General features: G+C 35.2%; 8 protein-coding genes. 7 read left to right on the forward strand and 1 reads right to left on the reverse strand.

Going from position 1 to position 8,958, the window contains the following annotated elements; translation table 11 throughout:
• The coding region (locus AB8B65_RS13245) for a transketolase (RefSeq protein ID WP_405301573.1) at window positions 1–758 on the reverse strand (758 nt) is incomplete at its 3' end.
• A 367-nt stretch (window positions 759–1,125) separates the two neighbouring features.
• Between AB8B65_RS13245 and tgt the strand changes: the two genes are divergently transcribed.
• The 7 genes from tgt to AB8B65_RS13280 all read left to right on the forward strand — a co-directional run bounded on the left by tgt (window position 1,126) and on the right by AB8B65_RS13280 (window position 8,655).
• Window positions 1,126–2,256: a tRNA guanosine(34) transglycosylase Tgt gene (tgt, locus tag AB8B65_RS13250; protein WP_405301574.1), complete on the forward strand. Its 1,131-nt coding sequence runs from the start codon at window positions 1,126–1,128 to the stop codon at window positions 2,254–2,256.
• A 93-nt stretch (window positions 2,257–2,349) separates the two neighbouring features.
• Complete coding sequence (locus AB8B65_RS13255; protein WP_405301575.1) at window positions 2,350–3,429, forward strand: LptF/LptG family permease; 1,080 nt, start codon at window positions 2,350–2,352, stop codon at window positions 3,427–3,429.
• The gene (locus tag AB8B65_RS13260) at window positions 3,416–4,327 is read left to right on the forward strand and encodes a DMT family transporter (RefSeq protein ID WP_405301577.1); all 912 of its coding nucleotides are present in this window, start codon (window positions 3,416–3,418) and stop codon (window positions 4,325–4,327) included. Before AB8B65_RS13255 ends, AB8B65_RS13260 begins: the two co-directional genes overlap by 14 nt.
• 50 nt (window positions 4,328–4,377) lie before the next feature.
• On the forward strand, window positions 4,378–5,331 hold the full coding sequence (locus AB8B65_RS13265) for an acetyl-CoA carboxylase carboxyltransferase subunit alpha (protein WP_405301578.1): 954 nt from the start codon (window positions 4,378–4,380) through the stop codon (window positions 5,329–5,331).
• A 145-nt stretch (window positions 5,332–5,476) separates the two neighbouring features.
• Window positions 5,477–7,048, forward strand: a complete 1,572-nt coding sequence (gene dnaB, locus AB8B65_RS13270; RefSeq protein ID WP_405301579.1) for a replicative DNA helicase — start codon at window positions 5,477–5,479, stop codon at window positions 7,046–7,048.
• A gap of 94 nt (window positions 7,049–7,142) precedes the next feature.
• The gene (locus AB8B65_RS13275) at window positions 7,143–8,291 is read left to right on the forward strand and encodes a lycopene cyclase family protein (protein WP_405301580.1); all 1,149 of its coding nucleotides are present in this window, start codon (window positions 7,143–7,145) and stop codon (window positions 8,289–8,291) included.
• 13 nt (window positions 8,292–8,304) lie between these two features.
• The gene (locus AB8B65_RS13280) at window positions 8,305–8,655 is read left to right on the forward strand and encodes a hypothetical protein (protein ID WP_405301582.1); all 351 of its coding nucleotides are present in this window, start codon (window positions 8,305–8,307) and stop codon (window positions 8,653–8,655) included.
• Window positions 8,656–8,958: the final 303 nt, after the last annotated feature.

An 8,958-nucleotide genomic window follows, 5' to 3' on the forward strand; every position in this document is an offset into this window, starting at 1 on the left:
TTCATCATAAAATCAACACCATTCCCCATTTCAGTATGTAATAATACAACTACTGGTTTTCCTTTTCCTGTTCTTGATTTTGCTTCTGCCAAACCATCTTTAATCGCTTGGATGTTGTTTCCTTCTTCAATTTCCAATACGTCCCAACCAAAAGCTTCAAACTTCGCGCTAAGCGAACCTAAAGGCAATACATCGTCAGTAGCACCATCAATTTGTTTCTTGTTATAATCAATCGTAGCAATATAATTATCAACTTTATTTCCAGAAGCATACATAATAGCTTCCCAGTTTTGTCCTTCTTGCAATTCACCATCGCCGTGTAACGAATATACCAAGTGATTGTCTCCATTCAACTTCTTCGTCAACGCAGTTCCAATAGCAACCGACATTCCTTGTCCTAACGAACCCGAAGCAATACGAATTCCAGGCAATCCTTCATGCGTTGTTGGATGTCCTTGCAAGCGAGAATTTAACAAACGGAACGTGTTCAATTCTTCCACAGGAAAATACCCGCGATGCGCCAATACGCTATAAATTACAGGAGAAATGTGACCATTAGACAAAAAGAAAACATCTTCTTCCTTTCCATCCATAGCGAAACCGTCATTCAGTTTCATGGTATCATTGTATAAAGTGACTAAAAATTCAGCACAACCTAAAGAACCTCCTGGATGACCAGAATTTACTTTGTGTACCATTCTCAAGATATCTCTACGGACTTGAGTAACTAAATTTTCTAACGTTTTGTTATCAGACATTGTGTATTTGTTAGTAGTTTTTGTAAAGCACCAAAAGTAAGTTATAAAATACCGTAAACAAAAGAAGTTTACAGGCATTTATTAACGAATTGGTGTGAATAAAGTATAATATCAATAAAAGTGTGTAAATGTTTGAAAATGAATTCATAAACTTTTAATGGAAACGTAAAAGAATGATTGAAAATGTAGATTGATTCCTAGAATCCCAAATTTTAATTTTTTATTAGTAAAATCATCTTATAATCTTACTTATATTTGCCAACTGATGATGCCACTATCTATGTAATTACGAAGCTCTTTTTTAGGCTTTCGCCAGAAGAATCTCGTGGTAACATACAAACAAATAGTAGGCAATAGCAAAGCATACATGAAATTTGATTTAAAAGGAAAAGATCCACAAAGTAAAGCCAGAGCAGGAGTAATTACTACTGACCACGGAACTATAGAAACGCCAATTTTTATGCCCGTAGGAACAATCGGAACTGTAAAAGGTGTGCACCAACGCGAATTAAAAGAAGATATCAATCCCGATATTATTCTTTCAAATACGTACCATTTATATTTACGACCACACACAGAAATTCTTGAAAAAGCAGGAGGATTACACAAATTCATGAATTGGGATCGCAATATATTGACAGATTCTGGAGGATATCAGGTATATTCTTTATCTGCCAATAGAAAAATAAAAGAAGAAGGTGTAAAATTCAAATCACATATTGACGGTTCATACCATTTCTTTACGCCTGAAAATGTAATGGAAATACAGCGTACAATCGGAGCCGATATCATCATGGCTTTTGACGAATGTACACCGTATCCGTGCGATTATAGATATGCAAAACGTTCCATGCACATGACGCATCGTTGGTTAGATCGTTGCATTACGCACTTAGAAAAAACTCCATTCAAATACGATTACAGTCAAGCATTTTTTCCAATCGTTCAAGGAAGTACTTATAAAGACTTACGTAAACAATCGGCAGAATTTATTGCTTCGCGCAATGCGGTCGGAAATGCAATTGGTGGATTATCCGTTGGAGAACCAGCCGAGGAAATGTACGCAATGACCGATGTTGTTTGTGAAATTCTTCCAGAAGACAAACCACGCTATCTAATGGGCGTTGGAACACCAATAAATATCTTAGAAAACATCGCTTTAGGTGTTGATATGTTCGACTGTGTCATGCCAACACGTAACGCCAGAAACGGAATGCTATTCACGGCATACGGAAGTATCAACATCAAAAATAAAAAATGGGAAGACGATTTTTCTCCAATTGATGAAATGGGCATCACGTATGTAGATACAGACTATTCAAAAGCATATTTACGCCACTTATTTACGGTAAATGAATTGTTAGGAAAACAAATTGCGACCATTCACAACTTAGGATTTTATCTGTGGTTGACAAGAGAAGCAAGAAAACACATTTTAGCAGGAGATTTCAGAGAATGGAAAGATAAAATGGTCAAACAAATGAACAATCGTTTATAAGAACAAATGAAGCGCGCATGTTAAAAAGTTCTCTTCTGAGGAAATAATTAATAGCGAGTTACATCTGACAGCATAAAAAAATAAAAACAACAAATGAAAATACTAGATTGGTATATCATTAAAAAATATCTACTAACATTCTCCGTAATGTTATTATTATTTGTTCCTATCGGAATCATGGTAGATATTTCTGAAAACATAGATAAAATGTTGGCATCCAAAGCGCCAACAGACGAAATTGTCATGTATTACGTGAATTTTGTCCTCTATTTTGCCAATCTCTTATTTCCTATATTCCTATTCCTTTCGGTAATTTGGTTTACGTCCAAAATGGCGAACGACACGGAAATCATTGCAATACTAAGCTCAGGAGTTTCCTATTTGCGCTTCTTACGACCGTTTTTAGTCGCGGCATCCGTAGTCGCAATTGTTGCTTTTGTGATGGGAATGTATATTGTGCCAAACGCTAGTAAAGGCTTCAACGAGTTCCGGTTTGAATACATAAAAAAAGGACGGAAACAACTGCGAGACAATTCCGAAATCTACAAGCAAATCACGAACAATGATTTCATCTATCTAAAAGTATTTAATTTTGAAAGTGGACGAGGAGACAACTTTACACTAGAACATTTTGAAAACAATGTGCTAAAATACAAAATGCAAGCGCGTACCATAAAATACAACGAAAAAGACAGTACATATACATTGCGTGGATACAAAAAACGGATTGTTGGCGCTATGAACGATAGTTTAATCAGTGAAAACAGACTAGACACTATTTTTCCTTTTGCTGTGGAAGATTTAACGCCAGTTACTTACATGGCAGAAACCTTAAACTATAAAGAATTAGACGAATTCATTGAGAAAGAAAAAAAATCAGGTTCGCCAAATGTCAACAAACACCTATTGGTAAAATACAAACGTTGGAGTTTGCCAATAACAGCGTTCATTCTAACCATCATTGCGGTTGCAGTATCTTCTATGAAACGTAGAGGTGGAATGGGCGTAAACCTTGCATTCGGAATATCTATTGCATTCATATACATATTCTTCGACAAAATATTTGGTACAATGGCAGAAAAATCAGGATTCTCTCCAATGTTAGCTGTTTGGGTTCCAAACCTTGTTTTTGGAGTATTAGCTGTTTATTTACTGTACAATGCTAGGCGATAAACTCAAAAACTATCTGCACCTGCATCTATTAGTTTTCATTGCAGGTTTTACGGCAATTCTTGGGGAATTAATCACAATTAAAGCCATTCCACTGGTTTGGTATCGCATGTTAATTGCTGGTATATTGATGCTTTTGTTTATTAAAATATCAAAGATTCGGCTCAAAATATCATTCAAAACATTTTTGAAATTTGCCTTGGCAGGAATTATTGTTGCGCTGCATTGGATCACCTTTTTTGGCGCTATTGATGTCTCCAATGTTTCCATAACATTAGTGATGTTTTCTACAGGAGGATTTTTTGCTTCGTTTATTGAACCCATCATCTACCGAAGAAAAATAGTATGGTACGAAATCATATTCGGAATTATTGTAATTATTGGCGTTTTCATTATCATGGATAGTGAATTCAAATATATAAATGGAATTATTTTAGGTGTAATTTCTGCATTTTTATCAGCATTATTCTCTGTAATCAACGGAAAATTTGTAGAAAAACACAATGCATCCACCATTTCTTTTTACGAATTTATATGTGGTGTAGCCTTTATATCTATCTATTTGATGTTTGCCGCAGATGGTTTTTCAAAGGAAAATTTCTTTATACTAAAACCAAGCGATTGGATATACATTTTTATATTGGCTTCTATTTGTACGGCTTATGCGTTCATTGCTTCAACTCATATTATGAAGTATATAAGTCCATATACTGTTGTATTAACATATAACTTAGAGATTGTTTATGGAGTCATTTTAGCGTTTATCTTCTTTCCTGAACAAGAAAAAATGGGACCAGGATTTTACTATGGAAGCTTGCTAGTAGTGGCAACAGTTTTGGTAAATGGAATCTTAAAAAATCGCAGAAAAAGAAAATCCGTAGATGGCATTGAAATTTCATAAATTAAAGTTCTATATTTGTAGACTGAAACAACTAAACGTATACTCAAAGCATGGAATATTTAGAGTTTGAGCTACCTATTAAGGAATTAAACGATCAACTGACAAAATGCAAGGCAATCGGTCATGAAAGTGATATTGATGTAACTGAAACATGTCAGCAAATTGAAAAAAAATTAGCAGCGACTAAAAAAGATATATATAAAAACCTAACGGCTTGGCAACGTGTACAACTATCACGGCATCCAAACAGACCATATACTTTAGATTACATAAACGCTTTATGTGGCGATTCTTTCCTAGAATTACACGGAGATCGTAATGTAAAAGACGACAAAGCAATGATCGGTGGATTGGGTAAAATTGGAGATCAATCCTATATGTTTATTGGTCAACAAAAAGGATACAACACCAAAACACGTCAATACCGAAATTTCGGAATGGCAAATCCAGAAGGATACAGAAAAGCATTGCGCTTAATGAAATCTGCTGAAAAATTCGGAGTTCCTGTAGTAACCTTAATCGATACGCCAGGTGCATATCCAGGTTTGGAAGCTGAAGAACGCGGACAAGGTGAAGCAATTGCAAGAAATATTCTTGAAATGACACGCTTAAAAGTGCCAATTATCACCGTTATTATTGGTGAAGGTGCTTCTGGTGGAGCATTAGGAATAGGTGTTGGAGACAGCGTATTAATGCTTGAAAACTCTTGGTATTCAGTAATATCTCCAGAAAACTGTTCTTCAATTCTATGGAGAAGTTGGGAACACAAAGAAAAAGCAGCAGATGCTTTAAAGTTAACCGCAACGGACGCTATAAAAATCAAAGTAATTGATGAAATTGTCAACGAACCTCTTGGTGGAGCGCATACCGATCGTGAAGGAACATTTATTGCAGTACGTGATGCCATAGTTGCACACTATGATAAATTAAAAAACTTATCACAAACAGATTTAGTAAGTTCACGTATGGATAAATATTCAAAAATGGGTGAATTTAAAGGCTAAGCCTATACAACATAAGGAAATATAAAAATCCGGAGTTTAGGCTTCGGATTTTTTTTAGGCTTATTAACAAAAAAAAGAACTTATCAACAATTTCGTATTATAAAATAAACTCTAAAGAGTAAAAGTAATACCTACTTTCGCAGTCATGGAAAATGTAAACCCTAAGCAAGTATATAAAACTGATAAAAGCAATATAATTAGCCTTGAAAAAGGAAAATTGCCACCACAAGCAATCGATCTCGAAGAAGTAGTACTTGGTGCTATGATGATCGATAAAAAAGGGGTCGATGAGGTAATTGATATTCTAAGTCCAGAAGCATTTTACAAAGAAGCAAACAAATTGGTGTACGAAGCCATTTTTCAACTATTTGAAAACTCTGAGCCAATTGATTTACTAACGGTTTCTTCGCAACTTCGTAAAAATGCCAATCTTGAAGTAGTTGGTGGCGACTTTTACCTAATATCGCTTACGCAGAAAGTTTCCTCATCAGCGCATATTGAATTTCATGCACGTATCATCTTGCAAAAATTCATTCAGCGTAGTTTAATTAAAATCTCCAATGAAATTATTGAAGATGCGTACGATGAAACGACCGACGTTTTCTCATTGCTCGACAAAGCAGAATCACGTTTGTATGAAGTAACGCAAGGAAACATTAAAAAATCGTCTGAAACGGCGCAAAGTTTGGTAATTCAAGCCAAGAAAAAAATTGAAGAAATTTCCAATAAAGAAGGTTTAAGTGGTATTCCAACAGGTTTTACACAATTAGACAAACTAACTTCTGGATGGCAACCAAGTGATTTAATCATTGTGGCAGCACGTCCAGGTATGGGAAAAACAGCATTAACCTTATCGATGGCACGAAATATTGCCGTAGATCAAAATATTCCGGTAGCATTCTTCTCTCTGGAGATGGCTTCTGTACAGTTAATTACACGTCTTATCTCTTCGGAAACAGGATTATCTTCCGAAAAATTACGTACGGGAAAATTAGCCAAACACGAATGGGAACAATTAAATGTAAAAGTAAAAGGACTTGAAAAAGCACCTTTATTCATTGATGATACACCTTCACTTTCCATCTTTGACTTGCGAGCAAAAGCACGTCGTTTAGCATCGCAACACGGAATTCGTATGATTATGATTGATTACTTGCAGCTAATGACCGCAGGTGGAAGTCAAAAAGGAGGCGGAAACCGTGAACAGGAAATCTCAACAATCTCGCGTAACTTAAAAGCATTAGCAAAGGAATTGAATGTTCCTGTAATTGCCTTATCACAGTTATCACGTGCGGTGGAAACACGTGGAGGAAGCAAAAGACCATTACTTTCCGATTTACGTGAATCGGGAGCGATTGAGCAAGATGCCGATATTGTATCGTTTATTTATCGTCCAGAATACTACAAAATTGAAGAATGGGATGATGAAGAACGTTCGCCAACGGATGGACAAGCGGAATTTATTGTAGCAAAGCACAGAAATGGTGGTTTAGAAAACATTCGACTGAAATTTATTGGACACTTAGGTAAGTTTGACAACTTAGAAACCTTTGATTCGCCATTTTCAACAGATGGAGGTATTGAATTGCAGTCAAGTATGAATGCAGCAGCAAATGACGATACATTCAAAGTAGACAATTTACCAAGCGCCGACGAAGCTTTTGGAAGCTCAATGAACAATGATTTTAATCCAGACGATAACGAAGTTCCTTTCTAAGAAATCCGTATTTTTGTAGCGTTTTAAATTTGTCATTCCTGCGCAGGCAGGAATCCAAAGTTTGTTCAAATCAAAAAAAAAGAACACTTTCTACATGAAATATGACTACATCATTGCAGGATCAGGATGCGCAGGATTAAGCTTGCTATATCGCATGTTGAAAGATTCGCAATTGAGCAAAAAACATATTCTAGTTGTTGACAAAGCGCAGAAAAACAAAAACGATCGTACGTGGTGTTTCTGGGAAAAAGGAAACGGATTGTTTGAACCAATTGTAACGCATCAATGGGAAACTCTGGAGTTTTTGTCTGATGATTTTCAACGTAAATTTGACATGACGGAATATCGTTATAAAATGATTCAAGGAATTGACTTTTATAACTTTGTGATCAATTTTGCAAAGCAATTTGAAAATGTAACATTCATTTCGGAAAATATTACCGCAATTACTACTGTGAACGATCTCGCTGAAGTTGCTACTGAAAATTCAAGTTACAAAGCAAACTACGTTTTCAATTCTACAAGTTTGTTCTATCCAAAAATGGACACCAAAAATTCATTACTACAACATTTTGAAGGTTGGGTAATTAAAACTAAAAACCCAGTTTTTGATAAAAATGTTGGGCGATTGATGGATTTTCGACTTTCGCAAGAACACGGCGCAACATTTATGTATGTTTTGCCAACAAGCGAAACGGAAGCGTTGGTAGAATATACCTTATTCACTGAAAAAATTCTCAAAAAAGAACAATACAAAACGGCGTTACAAAACTACATTCAAGACTATTTACAAATTGATCAATATGAAGTGTTGCATACAGAATTTGGAATTATTCCAATGTCGTTGGCAAAATTTTCTAGAAAAGTTCCGAAAGAAAAACACATTATCAATTTAGGAACTGCGGGCGGATTTACCAAAGCGAGTAGCGGTTATACGTTTCAATTCGTTCAAAAACATACGGAAAACATCATCCAATTATTAAAAGATGGAAAACATCCAAATCCGCAATTGACCTTTCGCGACAAAATGTATCAATGGTATGACAGAACGCTATTAGAAGTGATTCTTTCTGAAAAAATGGACGGAAAAGAAATCTTTGCTACGATATTTAAAAACCGCGAAATTGAAACTATTTTGGCGTTTTTAGGCAATGAAAGTTCCGTTTGGGAAGATGTCAAAGTGATGAGTTGCTTGCCAATACTACCGTTTTTAACTTCGGGAATGAAACAATTGCGATCCTAAAATCAATGATATTTTGAAATTAAATTTACTTGTCATACGCACATCAAATCCAGCACTATTGAAAGCGCAGTATGAGAAGCTCGGTTTTGAGTTTGACTATCATCAACATGGAAACGGACCATTTCATTATGCAGCTGAACAAAACGGATTTGTTTTTGAGATATATCCATTAACAAAATCTATGGAAAAAGCTGACAATTCGGTCAGACTTGGCTTTGATATTCCCGATTTAGAAAATAAAATGCTAGCTTTAGAGAATTCAAATTGGAATATACTTTCTAAACCTACAGAAACGAAATGGGGTTTAGTAGCGTTGATTCAGGATTTGGATGGTAGAAAAGTGGAATTAAAAAATAAAATGTAGACTTGTTGTGCATTTTGAATTTAAAAATATAACGAAGCGTCATTTCGAGTGATTTTGAGGTACGAAAAATTGTATCGAGAACTGTTTAGTTCAAAACATGCTATTCTCGATACAAATTTTACTCATTTTCAATCGTAAAATTCACTTGAATTAACAAATTTTATCAAAATGTACAATGGGGTTTCAGCATATTTCGTTTGCTAATTCATCGTATTTTCGGCAAGAAATGGAAGCATACAAGTTTGTCTTATGAATATATTTTCTAAACTATTTGGCAGTAATACGAAGTCTAAAAAGCAAGTA

The organism is Kordia sp. (assembly GCF_045105435.1).
Taxonomy (GTDB): domain Bacteria; phylum Bacteroidota; class Bacteroidia; order Flavobacteriales; family Flavobacteriaceae; genus Kordia.

Bases quoted from the DNA above. Each gene is read 5' to 3' on its own strand.
- AB8B65_RS13265 (WP_405301578.1), top strand. From the start codon at position 4,378: ATGGAATATTTAGAGTTTGAGCTACCTATTAAGGAATTAAACGATCAA.
- AB8B65_RS13275 (WP_405301580.1), top strand. From the start codon at position 7,143: ATGAAATATGACTACATCATTGCAGGATCAGGATGCGCAGGATTAAGC.
- tgt (WP_405301574.1), top strand. From the start codon at position 1,126: ATGAAATTTGATTTAAAAGGAAAAGATCCACAAAGTAAAGCCAGAGCA.
- AB8B65_RS13260 (WP_405301577.1), top strand. From the start codon at position 3,416: ATGCTAGGCGATAAACTCAAAAACTATCTGCACCTGCATCTATTAGTT.
- dnaB (WP_405301579.1), top strand. From the start codon at position 5,477: ATGGAAAATGTAAACCCTAAGCAAGTATATAAAACTGATAAAAGCAAT.
- AB8B65_RS13255 (WP_405301575.1), top strand. From the start codon at position 2,350: ATGAAAATACTAGATTGGTATATCATTAAAAAATATCTACTAACATTC.